At 60.9% G+C, this 18037-nt stretch carries 20 protein-coding genes; 11 read left to right on the forward strand and 9 right to left on the reverse strand.

Annotated features, from left to right (window positions below; translation table 11 throughout):
- Nucleotides 1-84: 84 nt before the first annotated feature.
- A complete protein-coding gene (locus F8N21_RS18535; protein WP_150643501.1) occupies nucleotides 85-414 on the reverse strand; it encodes an EscU/YscU/HrcU family type III secretion system export apparatus switch protein in 330 nt (109 codons plus the stop codon).
- Complete coding sequence (locus tag F8N21_RS18540) at nucleotides 411-1982, reverse strand: flagellar hook-length control protein FliK (protein WP_150643502.1); 1572 nt, start codon at nucleotides 1980-1982, stop codon at nucleotides 411-413. Before F8N21_RS18540 ends, F8N21_RS18535 begins: the two co-directional genes overlap by 4 nt.
- A 195-nt stretch (nucleotides 1983-2177) precedes the next feature.
- On the opposite strand from F8N21_RS18540, the gene ccmA reads away from it, so the two are divergent.
- The 10 genes from ccmA to F8N21_RS18590 all read left to right on the forward strand — a co-directional run bounded on the left by ccmA (nucleotide 2178) and on the right by F8N21_RS18590 (nucleotide 9581).
- Nucleotides 2178-2825: a cytochrome c biogenesis heme-transporting ATPase CcmA gene (gene ccmA, locus F8N21_RS18545; RefSeq protein WP_150643503.1), complete on the forward strand. Its 648-nt coding sequence runs from the start codon at nucleotides 2178-2180 to the stop codon at nucleotides 2823-2825.
- Entirely contained in the window at nucleotides 2822-3490 is a 669-nt protein-coding gene (ccmB, locus tag F8N21_RS18550; RefSeq protein WP_150643504.1) for a heme exporter protein CcmB, read from the forward strand. The genes ccmA and ccmB overlap by 4 nt, the downstream gene beginning before the upstream one ends.
- Before the next feature lie 94 nt (nucleotides 3491-3584).
- Nucleotides 3585-4340: a heme ABC transporter permease gene (locus F8N21_RS18555; protein WP_150643505.1), complete on the forward strand. Its 756-nt coding sequence runs from the start codon at nucleotides 3585-3587 to the stop codon at nucleotides 4338-4340.
- Nucleotides 4337-4513 carry a heme exporter protein CcmD gene (gene ccmD / locus F8N21_RS18560; protein WP_150643506.1) on the forward strand — a complete coding sequence of 59 codons (177 nt, stop codon included), beginning with the start codon at nucleotides 4337-4339 and terminating at the stop codon, nucleotides 4511-4513. Before F8N21_RS18555 ends, ccmD begins: the two co-directional genes overlap by 4 nt.
- On the forward strand, nucleotides 4510-4965 hold the full coding sequence (gene ccmE / locus F8N21_RS18565; RefSeq protein ID WP_150643507.1) for a cytochrome c maturation protein CcmE: 456 nt from the start codon (nucleotides 4510-4512) through the stop codon (nucleotides 4963-4965). Before ccmD ends, ccmE begins: the two co-directional genes overlap by 4 nt.
- Nucleotides 4966-4968: 3 nt before the next feature.
- Entirely contained in the window at nucleotides 4969-6957 is a 1989-nt protein-coding gene (locus F8N21_RS18570; protein ID WP_150643508.1) for a heme lyase CcmF/NrfE family subunit, read from the forward strand.
- Nucleotides 6954-7490 (forward strand): DsbE family thiol:disulfide interchange protein, encoded by a 537-nt coding sequence (locus F8N21_RS18575; RefSeq protein ID WP_150643509.1) that lies wholly within the window; start codon nucleotides 6954-6956, stop codon nucleotides 7488-7490. The genes F8N21_RS18570 and F8N21_RS18575 overlap by 4 nt, the downstream gene beginning before the upstream one ends.
- Complete coding sequence (locus F8N21_RS18580; protein ID WP_150643510.1) at nucleotides 7487-7957, forward strand: cytochrome c-type biogenesis protein; 471 nt, start codon at nucleotides 7487-7489, stop codon at nucleotides 7955-7957. The genes F8N21_RS18575 and F8N21_RS18580 overlap by 4 nt, the downstream gene beginning before the upstream one ends.
- Entirely contained in the window at nucleotides 7954-9162 is a 1209-nt protein-coding gene (ccmI, locus tag F8N21_RS18585) for a c-type cytochrome biogenesis protein CcmI (protein WP_150643511.1), read from the forward strand. The genes F8N21_RS18580 and ccmI overlap by 4 nt, the downstream gene beginning before the upstream one ends.
- Before the next feature lie 14 nt (nucleotides 9163-9176).
- Nucleotides 9177-9581: a hypothetical protein gene (locus tag F8N21_RS18590; protein ID WP_150643512.1), complete on the forward strand. Its 405-nt coding sequence runs from the start codon at nucleotides 9177-9179 to the stop codon at nucleotides 9579-9581.
- 84 nt (nucleotides 9582-9665) lie between these two features.
- On the opposite strand, the gene F8N21_RS18595 is transcribed toward F8N21_RS18590, so the two are convergent.
- Nucleotides 9666-10133, reverse strand: coding sequence for a helix-turn-helix domain-containing protein (locus F8N21_RS18595; protein ID WP_150643513.1), 468 nt, complete (start codon nucleotides 10131-10133; stop codon nucleotides 9666-9668).
- Nucleotides 10134-10373: 240 nt separating this feature from the next.
- On the opposite strand from F8N21_RS18595, the gene F8N21_RS18600 reads away from it, so the two are divergent.
- Nucleotides 10374-10775, forward strand: a complete 402-nt coding sequence (locus F8N21_RS18600; protein WP_150643514.1) for a RidA family protein — start codon at nucleotides 10374-10376, stop codon at nucleotides 10773-10775.
- A 252-nt stretch (nucleotides 10776-11027) separates the two neighbouring features.
- Here the strand turns inward: F8N21_RS18600 and F8N21_RS18605 are convergent, their stop codons facing one another.
- The 6 genes from F8N21_RS18605 to F8N21_RS18630 form a co-directional block, all read right to left on the reverse strand.
- Nucleotides 11028-12026: a sulfate ABC transporter substrate-binding protein gene (locus tag F8N21_RS18605; RefSeq protein ID WP_150643515.1), complete on the reverse strand. Its 999-nt coding sequence runs from the start codon at nucleotides 12024-12026 to the stop codon at nucleotides 11028-11030.
- 91 nt (nucleotides 12027-12117) lie between these two features.
- Nucleotides 12118-12942, reverse strand: a complete 825-nt coding sequence (locus tag F8N21_RS18610; RefSeq protein ID WP_150643516.1) for an ion transporter — start codon at nucleotides 12940-12942, stop codon at nucleotides 12118-12120.
- A gap of 21 nt (nucleotides 12943-12963) precedes the next feature.
- Nucleotides 12964-13884, reverse strand: a complete 921-nt coding sequence (locus F8N21_RS18615; RefSeq protein WP_150643517.1) for an urea transporter — start codon at nucleotides 13882-13884, stop codon at nucleotides 12964-12966.
- A 153-nt stretch (nucleotides 13885-14037) separates the two neighbouring features.
- Nucleotides 14038-15453 carry a pyruvate kinase gene (gene pyk / locus F8N21_RS18620; RefSeq protein ID WP_150643518.1) on the reverse strand — a complete coding sequence of 472 codons (1416 nt, stop codon included), beginning with the start codon at nucleotides 15451-15453 and terminating at the stop codon, nucleotides 14038-14040.
- Entirely contained in the window at nucleotides 15443-16723 is a 1281-nt protein-coding gene (locus F8N21_RS18625) for a glycerate kinase (RefSeq protein ID WP_150643519.1), read from the reverse strand. The genes pyk and F8N21_RS18625 overlap by 11 nt, the downstream gene beginning before the upstream one ends.
- 291 nt (nucleotides 16724-17014) lie before the next feature.
- Nucleotides 17015-17905 (reverse strand): 2-hydroxy-3-oxopropionate reductase, encoded by an 891-nt coding sequence (locus F8N21_RS18630; RefSeq protein WP_150643520.1) that lies wholly within the window; start codon nucleotides 17903-17905, stop codon nucleotides 17015-17017.
- Nucleotides 17906-18037 lie beyond the last annotated feature (132 nt).

Here is an 18037-nt window from a genome sequence, read left to right on the forward strand (position 1 = left end):
GTTATCGTTAACGTCCATCGCGAGCAAGCTAGCTCCTACAGGGCACGCCCGCGGAGACGGCCTTAAAGCCGACATCCCTTTCGACTAGTAGTCATCTCCCTGCGCCGTCACATCCCGCTCTATCATCGGTGCTTGCGGATCATGCCCTTCCGGGAACTTGCCCTTCAGGTTCCAGGCAAACGCAATGATCTCGGCGATGGTCCGGTACAACTCTTCCGGAATGCTGTCACCCAGTTCCATTCTGGCCAGCAACTTCACCAGTTCGGCATTTTCGTAGATCGGCACTTCACAGTCGCGGGCAATCTTCAGGATGGCTTCGGCCAGTTCGTTGTCGCCCTTGGCGGTGAGGGTCGGTGCGTGATGGCCGTCGTATTTGAGGGCGATGGCCTGGAGGGGCGGGTTGGGGTTTTTCATGCGGTTTCGTCGACCCAGCGTTGTTCGAGGCGGGTTTGTACGCCTTGGGGGGGGGTGCCGAGGTGGCAGTCCAGATCGCCGACGTTCAGGCCGGACGCTACCAGGCGCTCGCGCAGCCCGCTCAAGTGGCTCTCGATCAGGCTGGCGGTGTACGGCCGCTCGGCCCACAGCTGGCCGGACAAACGACCCTGAACCAGCTGTGCCTGGATTTGCAGCGGCCCGAGCGGTTCCATGGCGAACGCCAGTTCGACTCGCCACAACAGCTGCTTGGGTTCGCGCTCCGGGTATTTTTCGCTCGGTTCTTTCTCGGGTGTTTCCTCGCGCTGGAACTTGAGCTGCAACGGCACGATGTCCTGCAGGTTGCGCATGGGAATTTCCAGCTGCCAGGTGCTTTGCAGATTGCCCTCGGCGGTGAGGCCGGTCTGCTCCAGGCTCGACAGCTGATGGCTTTGCAGGCGCGAAACTGCCGCGGCGGCCAGGCGCAGCAAGTGTTCCAGATCACCTTCGCCGTCCTGGCTTTGCAGCAAGCGCGAAGGTAGCGGGAAACCGCCGGGATGGGGTTTGGCGCTGACCTGGCCGAGGGTGCCGAGGGCGCTGCGGACAAAGCTCGGCATTGCCTGGGCCAGGGTGTTGGCGGCAATGATTGCATTGAAGTGGGTGCTGGCCGGCAGACCGGCGGCCATTTGCCCGATCAGGCGCAGCAGGTTGGCTTTCATGTCCGGGGTCAGCGCCGGGTTTTGCCCAGCGAGCAATTTCGCTTCAAGGAACAGACCACTGTTGGCCAGCGCCTGGGCCAGGCCCTTCGGCGTGCTCAACTGTTGGGCGTCAGGCAATCCACTGAGCAACTGGTCGATGGCCGCGCGCATAGCGGCTGATGTCGTACTGGCTGAGGTCTGATTCTGCAAGGCATTGAGCAACCCCTCCAGTGAACCCTGGCGGCTCTGTTGACTGATCAGTTGTTGCGCCACCGCCAGTTGGTCTTGACGACCGCTCAGGGGCACGAAGCTCAGCTCCTGTGAACCCTGGACCATGGCGCTGAGCAGGCTGCCGATGCGCAGCGGTTGCGGGCTGTCGATGCTCAAGGTATTGCCGCTCAAGGCGGTATTGAGCAGGCTCACCAGCGAGCGATAAACCGAGGGTTGGCCAGGGGTTTGGGGCAGCAACTGAGTGGTCAGTACCTTGCCCTGGAGCAAACTGCCGACCGGCAGTTGCGCCGTATCCAGGCGGGTGAGGGTGGCGACGCTGGAGGCGATGGCCTGCTGTACGCTGATCGTCAGTTTGCCGGCCGACAGCTGGCTGACCGCGAGGTTAGTGCCTGCGGCCAGGGGCTGGTTGCTGATGGCCTGGAGGGTGGTCTGGCGGCCGCTGTCGAGCGTCAGCTTGAGCAGCAACTGGAACGTCTGATCCGCCTGTTTCAGCGACAACACTTCGGCCTTGGCGGTCTGCCCGGCGGCGATCAGGCCTTCCAGCGGTTGCAGCAGTTTGAGCAACTCGCCACTCACCGCGGCCGGGCGCGTAGGGCCGGGAGTGGGCTGCGGTAGCGGGGGGATGTTCATTTCGCCTGTCATAGGGTCACACCCTGTCGAAATTGCCCTCTTTGGATCAGGACATGACATGTATAATGCCGCCCCGTTATCAAGGGAGCGCTGAAAACATCACAAATGTTTGACGCAGCTCTCTGGAACAAGCTGCCAATGCATTTACTCTGCATCACTTTAACGGCCGCTCCACCGCCGACTTGAACCCTAAAGGCCCGCGATCTCTTGACCAGCCCACTTCTAGAAGCCGTAGCGCTCGCCTGTGAGCGAGACTGGCGGATGCTCTTCGAAAACCTCGAATTGCGTCTGGCGGGCGGTGATATGTTGCAGATCAGCGGCCCCAACGGCAGCGGCAAGACCAGCCTGCTGCGCCTGCTGGCCGGTCTGATGCAACCGACTGCTGGCCAGGTCTTGCTCAACGGCCAGCCCTTGAAAGCGCAGCGTACCGACCAGGCGCATAACCTGCTGTGGATCGGTCACGCCGCCGGGATCAAGGATTTGCTGACGCCGGAAGAAAACCTCAGCTGGCTTTGCGCATTGCATCAGCCGGCCAGCCATGAGGCGATCTGGAAAGCGCTGGATTCGGTAGGTCTGCGCGGTTTCGAGGATGTGCCCTGTCACACCTTGTCCGCCGGTCAGCGCCGCCGGGTAGCACTGGCCCGGCTCTATCTGGACAGCCCGCAGCTGTGGATCCTCGACGAACCTTTCACCGCCCTCGACAAACAAGGCGTGGCGCAACTCGAAGAGCACCTCGCCGTTCATTGTGAGCAGGGTGGTATGGTGGTGTTGACTACTCACCACACCTTGAAGCATATGCCTGCCAGTTATCGCGATATTGATTTGGGCTTATACCTTGAGGGCCGGGCCGAATGAGTGTTTTCGGACTACTGGTTGCCCGCGAGGCGCGTCTGCTGTTTCGCCGACCGGCGGAATTGGCGAACCCGCTGGTTTTCTTCGCAATAGTCGTCGCATTGTTTCCGTTGGCCGTCGGTCCCGAGACTCAATTGTTGCAAACCTTGTCTCCGGGGCTGGTGTGGGTAGCGGCCTTATTGTCCGTCCTGCTCTCGCTGGACGGGCTTTTCCGCAGTGATTTCGAGGACGGATCGCTGGAGCAGTGGGTCCTTTCGTCGCACCCCCTGCCTCTTCTGGTTTTAGCCAAGGTACTGGCACACTGGGCGTTTTCCGGCCTGGCCCTGGTTTTGCTCGCACCCTTGCTGGCCTTGATGCTGGGTTTACCGGCCGCTTGTCTGCCAGTGTTGCTGGTGTCGTTGCTGCTGGGTACACCGATATTGAGTTTGCTCGGTGCGGTGGGCGCGGCGCTGACAGTGGGATTGAAACGTGGTGGCTTGCTGCTGGCACTGTTGATTCTGCCGCTGTACATCCCGGTACTGATTCTCGGCAGTGGCGCCTTGCAGGCGGCATTGCAGGGCATGCCGGCAACGGGTTACCTGCTCTGGCTTGGCAGCCTGACCGCCTTGGCGGTAACCCTGACACCTTTTGCAATAGCTGCTGGCCTGAAGATCAGCGTCGGCGAATAATAATGAGGTCTGGTCATTTTTTGATCACTTTTTTTGAAAAAAGGCCGACCCTGGCTTTTCGTGCTGACGAAAAGCAACCGTGATGGAAACAGCAATGAACTGGACTTGGTTTCATAAGCTCGGCTCGCCCAAGTGGTTTTATGGTATCAGCGGCAGAATGCTGCCCTGGATAAGTATGGCCGCAGTGCTGCTGATCGGTATCGGCGCTGTCTGGGGCCTGGCTTTCGCGCCGCCGGATTACCAGCAAGGCGACAGCTTTCGGATCATCTACATCCACGTCCCGGCCGCCATGCTGGCGCAGTCCTGCTACGTGATGCTAGCGGTGTGCGGCATTGTCGGGCTGGTGTGGAAGATGAAACTGGCCGACGTCGCCCTGCAATGCGCCGCGCCGATCGGTGCCTGGATGACCGTGGTGGCGCTGGTCACCGGGGCCATTTGGGGCAAACCGACCTGGGGCTCGTGGTGGGTCTGGGATGCACGACTAACGTCCATGCTGATTCTGCTGTTTCTGTACTTCGGTCTTATTGCGCTGGGCAATGCCATCAGTAATCGTGACAGTGCGGCCAAAGCCTGCGCGGTGCTGGCAATTGTCGGGGTGATCAACATTCCGATCATCAAATACTCTGTAGAGTGGTGGAACACACTGCATCAAGGTGTGACATTCAGTCTCACCGAGAAACCGGCGATGCCTGCCGAGATGTGGTTGCCGCTATTGCTGACAGTACTGGGTTTCTACTGTTTCTTCGGCGTGGTGCTGTTGCTGCGCATGCGCCTCGAAGTGCTCAAGCGTGAAGCCCGCAGCAGTTGGGTCAAGGCTCAGGTGCTGAATACTCTGGAGGCTGCACGATGAGTTTTGCCTCCTTGGGCGAATTTCTCGCCATGGGCCATCACGGTCTGTATGTCTGGTCAGCCTATGGCATCTGTTTTGCGGTGCTGGCCCTCAACGTCGCGGCGCCGATCCTGGCCCGCAAGCGTTATCTGCAACAAGAGGCGCGTCGTCTGCGCCGGGAGAACGGCAAGTGAATCCGCTGCGTAAAAAGCGTCTAATGATCATTCTCGCGCTTCTGGTCGGAGTCGGCGCTGCTGTCGGCCTGGCCTTGAGCGCTCTGCAGCAGAACATCAATCTGTTCTACACCCCGACCCAGATCGCCAACGGCGAAGCACCGAAAGACACGCGTATCCGTGCCGGTGGCATGGTCGAGAAGGGTTCGCTGCAGCGTTCCGGGGATTCTCTGGACGTGCGATTCGTCGTCACCGACTTCAGCAAGTCCGTCACCATTACCTATCGCGGCATCCTTCCGGACCTGTTCCGTGAAGGTCAGGGCATCGTTGCCCTCGGCAAAATCAACGCCGATGGCGTGGTAGAGGCCGACGAAGTACTGGCCAAACACGATGAGAAGTACATGCCACCGGAAGTGACCAAAGCCCTGAAAGACAGCGGGCAATCGGCACCGACACCCGTGAAAGAGGGCTAACTGATGACTGCTGGAATCTTTATTCCCGAACTGGGCCATCTGGCGATGATTCTGGCGCTGTGTTTTGCGTTGGTGCAGGCCGTGGTGCCGTTGCTCGGCGCCTGGCGCGGTGACCGGATGTGGATGGGCCTGGCCCAGCCTGCCGCCTGGGGCCAGTTTGCCTTTCTGACGTTCGCCTTTGGCTGTCTGACCTATGCCTTCATGGTCGACGATTTTTCCGTCGCCTATGTCGCCGGCAACTCCAACAGTGCGTTGCCCTGGTACTACAAGTTCAGCGCCGTATGGGGTGCCCACGAAGGTTCGTTGCTGCTCTGGGCGTTGATCCTCGGCGGCTGGACCTTCGCAGTATCGATATTTTCCCGGCAGCTGCCGCAAGTGATGCTGGCGCGGGTGCTGGCGGTGATGGGCATGATCAGCACCGGCTTCCTGCTGTTCCTGATCCTCACCTCCAACCCGTTCGCGCGGATCCTGCCGCAAATACCTACCGATGGTCGCGACCTCAACCCGTTGCTGCAAGACATCGGCCTGATCGTCCATCCGCCGATGCTCTATATGGGTTATGTCGGTTTCTCCGTGGCCTTCGCCTTCGCTATCGCCGCGTTGCTCGGCGGGCGTCTGGATGCGGCTTGGGCGCGCTGGTCGCGGCCATGGACCATCGTTGCCTGGGCGTTCCTCGGTATTGGCATCACCCTCGGCTCCTGGTGGGCCTACTACGAACTCGGCTGGGGCGGCTGGTGGTTCTGGGACCCGGTGGAAAACGCCTCCTTCATGCCTTGGCTGGTCGGTACGGCGCTGATTCACTCGCTGGCCGTTACCGAAAAACGTGGAGTGTTCAAAAGCTGGACGGTGTTGCTGGCCATCGCCGCGTTCTCCTTGAGCCTGCTGGGGACCTTCCTGGTGCGTTCCGGCGTACTGACTTCGGTGCATGCCTTCGCCTCCGATCCGGAACGCGGGGTGTTCATCCTGATCTTCCTGCTGTTCGTGGTCGGCGGTTCGTTGACGCTGTTTGCCTTGCGCGCGCCGGTGGTCAAGAGCCATGTCGGGTTCAACCTGTGGTCGCGGGAAACCCTGCTGCTGGGCAACAACCTGGTGTTGGTGGTGGCCGCGTCGATGATTCTGCTCGGCACCCTGTATCCGCTGATCCTCGATGCCATGACTGGCGCCAAGCTGTCGGTCGGCCCGCCGTACTTCAATGCGCTGTTCATCCCGTTGATGGCGTTGCTGATGGTAGTGATGGCGGTCGGCATGCTGGTGCGCTGGAAGGACACGCCGGTCAAATGGCTGCTGGGCATGCTGATCCCGGTGTTGCTCGGCAGCGCGGCGCTGGCCGTGGTGGCCGGCATCGCGTATGGCGACTTCAACTGGGCGGTGCTGGCGACCTTCATGCTCGCCGCCTGGGTATTGCTGGCCGGCGTGCGCGACATCTTCGACAAGACCCGCCACAAAGGCCTGATCAAAGGCCTGCCGACCCTGACCCGCAGCTATTGGGGCATGCAGGTGGCGCACCTGGGGATTGCCGTGTGTGCTCTGGGCGTGGTGCTTTCCAGCCAGAACAGCGCCGAGCGTGACCTGCGCCTGGCACCGGGCGAATCCATGGATCTGGGCGGTTACCAGTTTATCTTCGAGGGCGCCAAGCACTACGAAGGGCCGAACTTCACCTCGGACAAAGGCACCGTGCGGGTCATCCACGACGGCAAGGAAATCAGCGTGCTGCACCCGGAAAAACGTCTCTATACCGTGCAGAACTCGGTGATGACCGAAGCCGGGATCGATGCCGGGTTCACCCGTGACCTGTATGTCGCCCTCGGCGAACCCCTGGGCGAAGGCGCCTGGGCAGTGCGGGTGCACGTCAAACCGTTCGTGCGCTGGATCTGGTTCGGCGCCCTGCTCACCGGTCTCGGTGGGTTGCTGGCAGCCCTTGATCGACGTTATCGGGTCAAGGTCAAAAGCCGCGTGCAGGAAGCACTGGGCCTGTCTGGAGCCACTGCATGAAGCGTTGGATAATGTTGTTGCCGCTGGCGGTGTTTCTGCTGGTGGCGGTGTTTCTCTACCGCGGACTGTTCCTGAACCCGGCCGAGCTGCCGTCGGCAATGATCGGCAAGCCGTTCCCGGCTTTCTCGCTGCCGACCGTGCAGGGTGACAAGCAGTTGACCCAGGCGGATTTGCTCGGCAAGCCGGCACTGGTCAACGTCTGGGCCACCTGGTGCATTTCCTGCCGGGTCGAACACCCGGTGCTGAACAAACTGGCGGAGCAGGGCGTGGTGATCTATGGCGTCAACTACAAGGACGTCAATGCCGATGCGCAGAAGTGGCTCAAGGAATTCCACAATCCGTACCTGCTGGATATCCGTGACGAGGAGGGCTCCCTGGGCCTGAACCTTGGCGTTTACGGCGCCCCGGAAACTTTCTTCGTCGATGCCAAGGGCATCATTCGCGACAAATTCGTCGGGGTGATCGACGAAGCGGTCTGGCGCGAAAAACTGGCGGGCAAGTATCAGGCACTCGTCGATGAGGCCACGCCATGAAGCGCTGGATAGCCGCGGCCGTTCTCGGCCTGAGTATCGCCGGTATGGCTCACGCGGCGATCGACACCTACGAGTTCGCCAATGACGCCGACCGTGAGCGTTTTCGCGAGCTGACCAAAGAGTTGCGTTGCCCCAAGTGTCAGAACCAGGACATCGCTGACTCCAATGCGCCGATTGCCGCTGACTTGCGCAAAGAGATTTTCCGCATGCTCGGCGAGGGCAAGGACAATCAACAGATCATCGACTTCATGGTCGACCGCTATGGCGACTTTGTGCGCTACAAGCCGGCCCTGACCTCGAAAACCGCGGTGCTCTGGTTCGGTCCGGCCGGGCTGCTGCTGGGGGGGATAGTGATCATTGCCGTGATCATCCGCCGTCGTCGCGTACAGCGCACCGACACCCCGGACACGCTTTCCACCGAGGAGCGCAAGCGCCTCGATCAACTGTTGGATAAAGACCAAGAATGATTGATTTCTGGCTCGCTGCAGGTCTGCTGCTCCTGGTAGCCCTGAGTTTTCTGCTGATCCCGATTTTACGCGGCCGCCGTGCCCAGCGTGAAGAGGATCGTACCGCGCTGAACGTGGCGCTTTACCAGGAACGCGTGGCTGAGTTGCAAACTCAGCAGGAAGAAGGCGTTCTCACCTCAGCGCAAATGGACTCCGGTCGCGCCGAAGCGGCCCGTGAACTGCTGGCCGACACCGAAGGCGCCGATGCCCCGCGGGTTTCCCGTCTGGGCAAGCCGGCGCCATTGCTGGCGGCCATTCTGGTGCCGCTGCTGGGCCTTGGCCTGTACCTGCATTTTGGCGCCAGCGACAAGGTCGAGCTGACCCGCGAATTCGCCGAGGCCCCGCAATCGATGGAGGAGATGACCCGCCGTCTGGAACGTGCCGTCGCCGCGCAGCCGGATTCGGCTGAAGGCCTGTATTTCCTCGGTCGCACCTACATGGCCCAGGATCGCCCGGCGGATGCGGCGAAGATCTTCGAGCGCACGGTGGCGGTGGCCGGTCGTCAACCGGAACTGCTTGGCCAGTGGGCTCAGGCGCAATACTTTGCCGACAACAAAAAATGGTCGGACAAGGTCCAGGCCCTGACCGATGAAGCGCTGAAGGCCGATCCGAAAGAAGTCACCAGTCTCGGCCTGCTGGGCATCGCCGCCTTCGAAGGCGAGCGCTACCAGGAAGCCATCGACTACTGGAATCGCCTGTTGGCACAACTACCGCCGCAGGACAGCTCCCGCGCCGCGCTGCAAGGCGGCATCACTCGGGCCAGCGAAAAACTCCAGGAGAGCGGCGGCAAAGTCGCCGAGGCTCCAGCGGCGGTGGTGAAAACCGCAGCGCTGCTCAAGGTCCGCGTCGATCTGGCGGCGAACCTCAAAGCCAAGGTCCAGCCGGGTGACAGCGTATTCATCTTCGCCCGTGCCACCTCCGGCCCGCCCGCGCCATTGGCCGCCAAGCGGCTGACCGTTGCGGATCTGCCGGCGACTGTCGAGCTGGGCGATGCCGACGCGATGATGCCGCAGTTGAAACTGTCGAACTTCCCTGAAGTCCAACTGGTTGCGCGCATCTCCCGCGCCGGCAAACCGACTGCCGGCGAATGGATCGGACGCAGCCAGCCCCTGGCCAGCAGCACCACTGCGCAGCAGCAATTGACCATCGACAGCCCGGATAAATAACAGAGAATCCGTATATGACCGCCATCGCTCGTATCACCCTGCTCAGTCTGGTCCTGGGTCTAAGCGCATGCGCGGTCCAGCGGCCGACGCCAGCACCCATGCCGCCGATCCCGCCGTCGGGGCCGAGCACTCAACCGGTTCCACCCAAGGCGCCGAGCAAACCGACCGCACCCGCCAAACCGGCCAAGCCGCTGCCACGCACCTCCGCCAGCTTCGCCCCACCACCGGGCGGCAATAGCCACTGGGATGCCAAGCTGGGGGTCTATGTCCTCGACGACCAGACCGACACCTTCTACCGCCAGCGCACCTACTACCGCTGGAACAACGGCTGGAGCCGCTCCGTCAGCCCGAACGGGCCTTGGGAAGAGACGGATATCCACGGCGTGCCGTCGGGGTTGGGGCGTCAGTTCAGTCAGTAAAGATAAACGGCAGCCTCAGGGTTGCCGTTTTTGCATAGAGGTAAAGAACACAGGCGTCGTACACAGCAGTAAAGGGAGAATGCCTCACTCGTATCCCATCCTTAACGATTGCGCCTGTTCCGCCAGCAGATTCATTGCCTGTTCACTGGCGCTGTCGCGCTTGCTTTTGTAATCCATCAACTCGGCAAATCTTACGCGACGATGTTTACCGGTCTTGTGAAAGGCCAACTCGCCAGACTCCAACAGCTTGACCAGGTGCGGACGAGAAACATTGAGCAAGTCAGCCGCTTCTTGCGTGGTCAGCTCAGCGTGGACAGGCACAACCTTGACCGCATTGCCCGCCGCCAGCTCCGCCAGAATATCCACCAGCAACCGAAGTGCAGAAGTGGGTAGCTCGACAGTGTGAGCTTCGTTCTGCTCATCAAATATCTGGATATGCTGAGTTTCAAAGTGGGTGGTGAGAAATGCTGCCAAGGTCCGCTGCCCTTCAATAGCGGCCTGTACTTCGCGCTCCAGGGGCAGATGAATGGGAGGGTGGATAACTTTGGACATGATGAATTCCAGTTATTTTAAATAGACGATGCGGAAAGCCTATTCGAAACAAACGAAAATCGCAATAAACGAAACGAAACGAAACGAAACGAAACGGAATGGTTGAGCCTGATTATGGGTGGGGAAGGGGGAAGCTTGCTCTGCATGTGTATTTCCGGATTTTTCAGCGGACCGTCTTCGAATGGGACTACCCTCCGCGTTCGGATAGTGTATGCGGTCCGCCCATTGCCAGGAGGCAACATGCAGAAGACCGCGATCAATCCATCCTCGGTTTTCAACTCGTTGCAGTACGGGTTCAGTCAAGCGGTAGAGGTGCGTGGCGGTCGCCGGCTGCTCCTTTCCGGTCAGGTTGGTGTCGATGCCAATGAGCGCACGGTTGGGCCTGGCCTGTTCGAGCAAAGCTGCACGGCCATTGATAACGTTGAAAAGCTGTTGGCTGAGCGGGGAGGGGATTTAAGCCATGTGATCATGTTGCGAATCTACATTGCCGAATCGGCTCGCAATGAGCAGGACTCTATCGTCAAGGTGCTGCGTGAGCGTTTCCCCGACAATCCGCCGCCATCCTCCTGGATTATCGTCAGTGGATTGTCGCTGCCGGAATGGTTGATCGAGATTGAAGCCGAAGCGGTGCTTGCTGACTGAGGCCATTGAGTGATGGCTGGTTGAGGTGACGTAGCAGCTGGCGAAGCCTGCGTTCGGACCGGGGTCGCGCTCGACCGCAGCAGTCGTAAAATCAAGCGCCGCGGTATTCCAGACACACCGTGGAAGCAGGGTTTACGACTGCTACGCAGCCGAACGCAGCCGAACGCAGCCTGCGGCAGCTGCTACGAGGAATGTGCGGGGCATGCCCGTAAAGGCAGTTGAACAGTCGCTATAGATCTCGACCCTCAGCGCTTATTGCCCGCTGTAGATCTGATCAAAAACCCCACCATCATTGAAGTGGGTCTTTTGCACGGTGCGCCAGTCGCCGAAGGTTTTCTCCACCGAGAGAAAGTCGACTTTCGGGAAGCGGTCGGTGTATTTGGCCAGCACGGCAGGGTCCCGTGGGCGCAGGTAGTTGGCGGCGGCGATTTCCTGGCCTTCCGGGGACCAGAGGTATTTCAGGTATTGCTCGGCCACGGCGCGGGTGCCTTTCTTGTCGACGACTTTGTCGACCACGCTCACTGGCGGCTCGGCTTCGGCGGAGACGCTTGGGTAGATCACTTCGAACTGCTCGCGACCGAATTCGCGGGCGATCATTTCGGCTTCGTTTTCGAAGGTCACCAGGACGTCACCGATCTGGTTGGTCATGAAGGTGGTGGTGGCTGCGCGGCCGCCGGTGTCGAGGACCGGGGCTTGCTTGAACAGCTTGCCGACGAATTCCTTGGCCTTGTTCTCGTCACCGCCGTTCTTCAGCACGTAACCCCAGGCCGAGAGGTAGGTGTAGCGACCATTACCGGAGGTTTTCGGGTTGGGCACTATGACTTGCACGCCGTCCTTGAGCAGGTCCGGCCAGTCTTTCAGGGCTTTCGGGTTGCCTTTGCGGACGATGAACACAGTGGCCGAAGTGAATGGCGCACTGTTGTTTGGCAGGCGGGTGACCCAGTTCTCCGGGACCAGTTTGCCATTGTCTGCCAGGGCGTTGATGTCGGTGGCCATGTTCATGGTGATGACATCGGCCGGCAGGCCGTCGATCACCGAGCGGGCTTGTTTGCTGGAGCCGCCAAAGGACATCTGCAGGGTGATGTTTTCGTTGTGTTCGGCTTGCCAGTGTTTCTGGAAGGCAGCGTTGTAGTCCTTGTAGAAATCTCGCATCACATCGTAGGAAACGTTCAGCAGGGTCGGTGCGGCCTGAGCCATGCTGCCCAATGCCAGACCGGCGGCCAGAAGTGAGGCGCTAAAGAGTTTTTTCACTGCGCAATCCTTGTTCTATCAGATGTGGGGCCCAATGCCCGCGACTATAGCCGGGGCCGCATAGCTCTTTAAAGATTAAAAAGCTCTTTGCTTATTCTATTTTCTTAAACAGCACATTGCCGCAGCGCGAGCAGAACGCTGCGCCATGTTCGTGATGGTTTTTCTTGCACACCGGACAGTCGTGCTGGAGTTGCTCGCCGCGCATGGCGTTGGCCAGCTCGGCGGTGAAGATCCCGGTGGGCACGGCGATGATCGAGTAACCGGTGATCATCACCAGCGACGAGATGACTTGGCCCAGCACCGTCTTGGGCACGATGTCGCCGAAACCGACGGTGGTCAGGGTGACGATCGCCCAATAGATCCCAGTGGGAATGCTGGTGAAGCCGTGTTCCGGGCCTTCGACCACGTACATCAGGGTGCCGAACACCGTGACCAGGGTCGACACGCTGAGCAGGAACACGATGATTTTCTGTTTGCTGCCGCGCAGGGCGGCCATCAAATAGTTGGCTTGCTTGAGGTACGGGCTGAGCTTGAGCACGCGAAATATCCGCAGCATCCGGATGATACGGATGATCAGCAGGAATTGGGCGTCGGCGTAATACAGCGCAAGGATCCCCGGGACGATCGCCAGCAGGTCCACCAGCCCGTAGAAACTGAAGGCGTAGCGCAACGGCTTGGGCGAGCAGTACAGACGCAGGCCGTACTCGATAATAAACACAACGGTAAAAGCCCACTCGATGTAGGCCAGAACGCTGGCGTAGTTCTGGTGAACGCTGTCGATGCTGTCCAGGATCACGATCACCAGACTGGTGAGGATGATCAACAGCAAGATGCTGTCGAAGCGTCGACCGGCCGCTGTGTCGCTCTGGAAAATCATGACGTAAAGCCGTTCACGCCAATTGTTGCTGCTGTCCATGGATAACGCCTGAACCAATGTTCAGCGAAGCCTAGGGTGATTCTCCTCGATTGCGCAAGGCGCACTGTCCATTGCCGCCTGACGCAACACTCGAATGCCGGCGTGGACCAGCCAGCAAGCAATGACAAAAGGCGCGGTGAGAGGCGCAAGACCCAGGGCACTGAAACCGGGTGTCAGCAGTATGGCCAGGGCAATGCCGAGCAGCGGCAACCAGGGTTGGCGACGTTGCTGGCTGAAGGCGAGGGCGGCCAGTGCCGGGTTGTGGCCGTTCAAGCCGAGTAAAGCGGTTGAGGATTCGTTGAGCAGTAATGCGCATGCCAGACCGACGCCGGACCCCAGCAATGCCCAGGCAGCAGCGCGACGATTGGCAATCAGCAGCCCGCCGGCGATCAGCATGCCGGCCAATGGATGATCGAGCAGCATGATCTGGCCCAACCCTTTGAACTCGGCGCTCAGCAGGTTGAGGGTATTCAGTTCGGGCAGCTGGAGGGAGGGCAGCGGTTGGGGGGCGGCGAGACTCAGCAACAGCCAGCTCAAGCCCACGAACGGTGCGGTGTAGGCGGGCAGGCAATGCTGGGCGCGGGTGCGTTTGAGCCACTGCTGGGTCAGAATCGCGCTGAGGCCACCGCAGGCGATGATCAGCGGCGGCAGCATCGCGGACCAGGCGAACTGCTGGCTCAGCAGCAGACCCAGCAGGACGCCGTTGTAACTATAGAGCCCGGCCCGCCGCTCGGCCTTGGCATAACCGCGCCGTTGCGCGGTGAGCAACCCGGCGACGCCGCCCAGCAAGGCACCGCCGAGCAGCGTTGGGGCCGTTAGCAGTATTGCTAGCAGACACAGCAAACCGCAGAGCGGATGGCGCTGCAGGAAAATCTGGCTGAAGCCGTTGAGCAGGGCGGTGGCCCAGTCGGGGCAGTGGGTGTTGAAGTGGTGAGTGGACATGGTGGGGTCTGTGAAGGGCAGTGTGTCTGGTAAACAGTGGTGCCCCCATCGCGAGCAAGCTCGCTCCCACAGGGATTTGAGTCAGGCCTCAAATCTGTGAACAACAGATAACCTGTGGGAGCGAGCTTGCTCGCGATAGGGCTGGTGCAGGCGCTAAATCAACGTCTCGATGCGCAACGAGTTAGTCGACCCCGGCTGACCAAAAGGCACACCCGCAGTGATCAATAACGTATCGCCACGCTTGGCCATGCCTTGGGCCTGGGCGATTTCCAGGGCGGTGGAGCAGACCTCGTCAACCTGACGCAGCCGATCATTGACCACCGAGTGCACACCCCAGGCCACGGTCAGGCGGCGGGCGGTCTGCAGGTTCGGAGTGAGGTTGAGGATCGGCACCGTCGGCCGTTCCCGCGCGGCGCGCAAACTCGAGCTGCCGGACTCGCTGTAGTTCACCAGCACGGCCACTGGCAGGATGCTGCTGATCCGCCGGATCGCACAGCTGATGGCATCGGATACCGTGGCTTCGGCCTGTGGTCGGCTGACGTCCAGTTGTGCCTGATAGTCCGGGCCGCCTTCGACCTGGCGAATGATCTTGCTCATCATCTGCACCGCTTCGAGCGGGTAATCGCCGGAGGCGGTTTCCGCCGAGAGCATCACCGCATCGGCCCCTTCGGCCACCGCATTGGCGACATCAGTGACCTCGGCGCGGGTCGGTGCCGGGGAGAAGCGCATCGACTCGAGCATCTGCGTCGCGACCACCACCGGTTTACCGAGCTGGCGGCAGATAGTGATGATGTTCTTCTGGATCTGCGGCACGCTCTCGGCCGGCACTTCCACGCCCAGATCACCCCGGGCGACCATGATCGCGTCGCTCAGTTCGGCGATTTCGCGCAATTGTTCGACCGCTGACGGCTTCTCGATTTTCGCCATCAGGAAGGCTTTGTCGCCGATCAGTTCGCGGGCTTCGCGGATGTCCTGCGGGCGCTGCACGAAGGACAACGCAACCCAGTCGACCCCCAGTTCCAGACCGAAGCTCAGGTCGCGGCGATCCTTGGCGGTCAACGGGCTCAGCTCCAGTACCGCCTGAGGCACGTTGACGCCCTTGCGGTCGGACAACTCGCCGCCGTTGAGCACCGTGGTGTCGATGGCGTCGGCATGTTTGGCGGTCACCCGCAGGCGCAGCTTGCCGTCGTCCAGCAGCAGGTCCATGCCTGGCTCAAGGGCCGCGATGACTTCCGGGTGGGGCAGGTTGACCCGGCGTTGGTCGCCTGGCGTCGGGTCCAGGTCCAGACGCAGCGCCTGACCGCGTACCAGCTGAACCTTGCCCTGGGCAAATTTGCCGACCCGCAGTTTCGGGCCTTGCAGGTCCATCAGAATCCCCAGGGGATAGTTCAGCTGCTGTTCGACTTCCCGAATCCACTGGTAACGCTGAGCGTGGTCGGCGTGATCGCCATGGCTGAAATTGAGGCGAAAGATGTTCACCCCGGCTTCGACCAGCTCACGGATGGCGTCGATCCCATCGGTGGCCGGGCCGAGGGTGGCGAGGATTTTGACCTTCTTGTCAGGCGTCATGTTCAGGGCTCTCGAGAATCAGGATGGCACGGAAGTCGTTGACGTTGGTGCGGGTCGGTTCGGTGACGATCAACGCGTCCAGCGCGGCGAAGTAGCCATAGCCATTGTTGTTGTCCAACTCATCGCTGGCATTCAGGCCCAGGGCAGCGGCGCGGGCGTAGCTGTCGGGGGTCATGATCGCGCCGGCGTTGTCTTCGGAGCCGTCGATGCCGTCGGTATCGCCGGCCAGTGCATAAACCCCGGGCAGGCCCTTGAGGCTGTCGGTGAGGCTCAGCAGGAATTCGGCGTTGCGTCCGCCACGGCCATTGCCACGCACGGTGACAGTGGTTTCACCACCGGAAAGAATCACGCAGGGCGCAGCCAGCGGCTGACCATGGAGGACAACCTGACGGGCGATCCCGGCGTGGACCTTGGCCACCTCGCGGGATTCGCCTTCCAGGTCGCCGAGAATCAATGGGCTGAAACCGGCTTGACGCGCTTTTACCGCCGCCGCTTGCAAAGATTGTTGCGGCCGGGCGATCAGCTGGAAATGGCTGCGGGCCAGGCTCGGATCGCCGGGTTTGACCGTCTCCGATTCCGCGCTTTGCAGCCAGTTGCGCACCGTCGCTGGAACGTCGATGGCGTAGCGTTGCAGAATCGCCAGAGCCTGAGCCGAGGTGCTCGGGTCGGCCACGGTCGGACCGGAAGCGATCACGGTCGCCAGGTCCCCCGGTACATCGGAAATGGCATAGGTGTAGACAGTGGCCGGCCAGCAGGCCTTGGCCAGGCGTCCACCCTTGATCGCCGAGAGGTGTTTGCGTACGCAGTTCATCTCGCCGATGGTGGCGCCGGATTTGAGCAGGGCTTTGTTGATCGACTGTTTGTCGGCGAGGGTGATGCCGGCCGCGGGCAGCGCCAGCAATGCCGAGCCGCCACCGGACAGCAGGAAGATCACCCGATCGTCTTCGCTGAGGTTGCTGACCAGTTCCAGCACCCGTTTTGCCACGGCCAGGCCGGCAGCGTCAGGCACCGGGTGGGCGGCTTCGACCACTTCGATTTTTTCGCAGGGGGCGCCGTGACCGTAGCGGGTCACCACCAGCCCGGACACTTCACCCTGCCAGCAGCGCTCGACTACTTGGGCCATGGCCGCGGCCGCTTTGCCGGCGCCAATCACGATCACCCGAGCGCTGCGATCGCTGGGCAGATGGGCTTCAAGGACTTGCTGCGGGTGGGCGGCATCGATGGCTGTGGCGAACAGCTCACGGAGCAATTGTTGCGGATCGACCGACATGGCGGGCTCCCGGAATTCTTGTTATTGGGGTAGGGCAACAGTTTGTGGGCAAACTCGGTCCAATGTGGGAGCTGGCTTGTTGTGGCGAGGGGGCTTGTCGGAACGCCGCATCGCCCCGTTCGATTGCGAAGCAATCGCAAAACCAGTCATTGCATTTCTAATGCAAGATTGCGGTGACTGGCTTCAGGGGCGCTTCGCACCCCAACGGGGGCAAGCCCCCTCGCCACAACAAGCCCCCTCGCCACACAAGCTCGCTCCCATAAGGGACCGGGTCAGCTACAGGTCGCGGCCTTATTTATCGCGAATCGAGAAGTTCGCCATGTGCTCCAGGCCTTTGATCAGCGCCGAGTGGTCCCAGTTGCTGCCACCGATGGCCGCGCAGGTGCTGAACACTTGCTGGGTGCCGGCGGTGTTCGGCAGGTTGATGCCCAGTTCGCGCGCGCCGGCCAGGGCCAGGTTGAGGTCCTTCTGGTGCAGGCTGATGCGGAAGCCTGGATCGAAGGTGCCTTTGATCATGCGCTCGCCGTGGACTTCGAGGATCTTCGACGAAGCGAAACCGCCCATCAGCGCTTCACGGACCTTGGCTGGATCGGCACCGTTTTTCGAAGCGAACAGCAGGGCTTCAGCGACGGCCTGGATATTCAGTGCGACGATAATCTGGTTCGCCACTTTGGCGGTTTGACCATCACCGTTGCCGCCGACCAGGGTGATGTTCTTGCCCATGCTCTGGAACAGTGGCAGGGCGCGTTCGAAGGCGCTGCTGTCGCCCCCGATCATGATGCTCAGGGTCGCGGCCTTGGCACCGACTTCACCGCCGGACACTGGCGCGTCGAGGTATTGCGCGCCTTTTTCGTTGATCTTCGCCGCGAAGGTTTTGGTCGCGGTCGGCGAGATCGAGCTCATGTCGATCACGATCTTGCCTTTGCCAACACCAGCCGCCACGCCGTCGGCGCGGAACAGCACGTCCTCGACCTGCGGGGTATCCGGAACCATGACGATGATGAACTCGGCTTCCTGGGCGACTTCTTTCGGGCTCGCCAGAGCGACCGCGCCACCGGCGATCAGATCGGCAGGCGCGGCATCGTGGTGTGCCGACAGGAACAGGCTGTGACCGGCTTTCTGCAGGTTCAACGCCATTGGGTGGCCCATGATGCCGGTGCCAATAAATCCGATTTTAGCCATGAGAAAATCCTCTTGTTTTTGTGTGGCTCATGTAGGAGCTGCCGAAGGCTGCGATCTTTTGACTTTAAAAAGCTGAAGATCAAAAGATCGCAGCCTTCGGCAGCTCCTACAGTGATGACAGTGATGACAGTG

Source organism: Pseudomonas fluorescens, from assembly GCF_902497895.1.
GTDB lineage: Bacteria > Pseudomonadota > Gammaproteobacteria > Pseudomonadales > Pseudomonadaceae > Aquipseudomonas > Aquipseudomonas fluorescens_BP.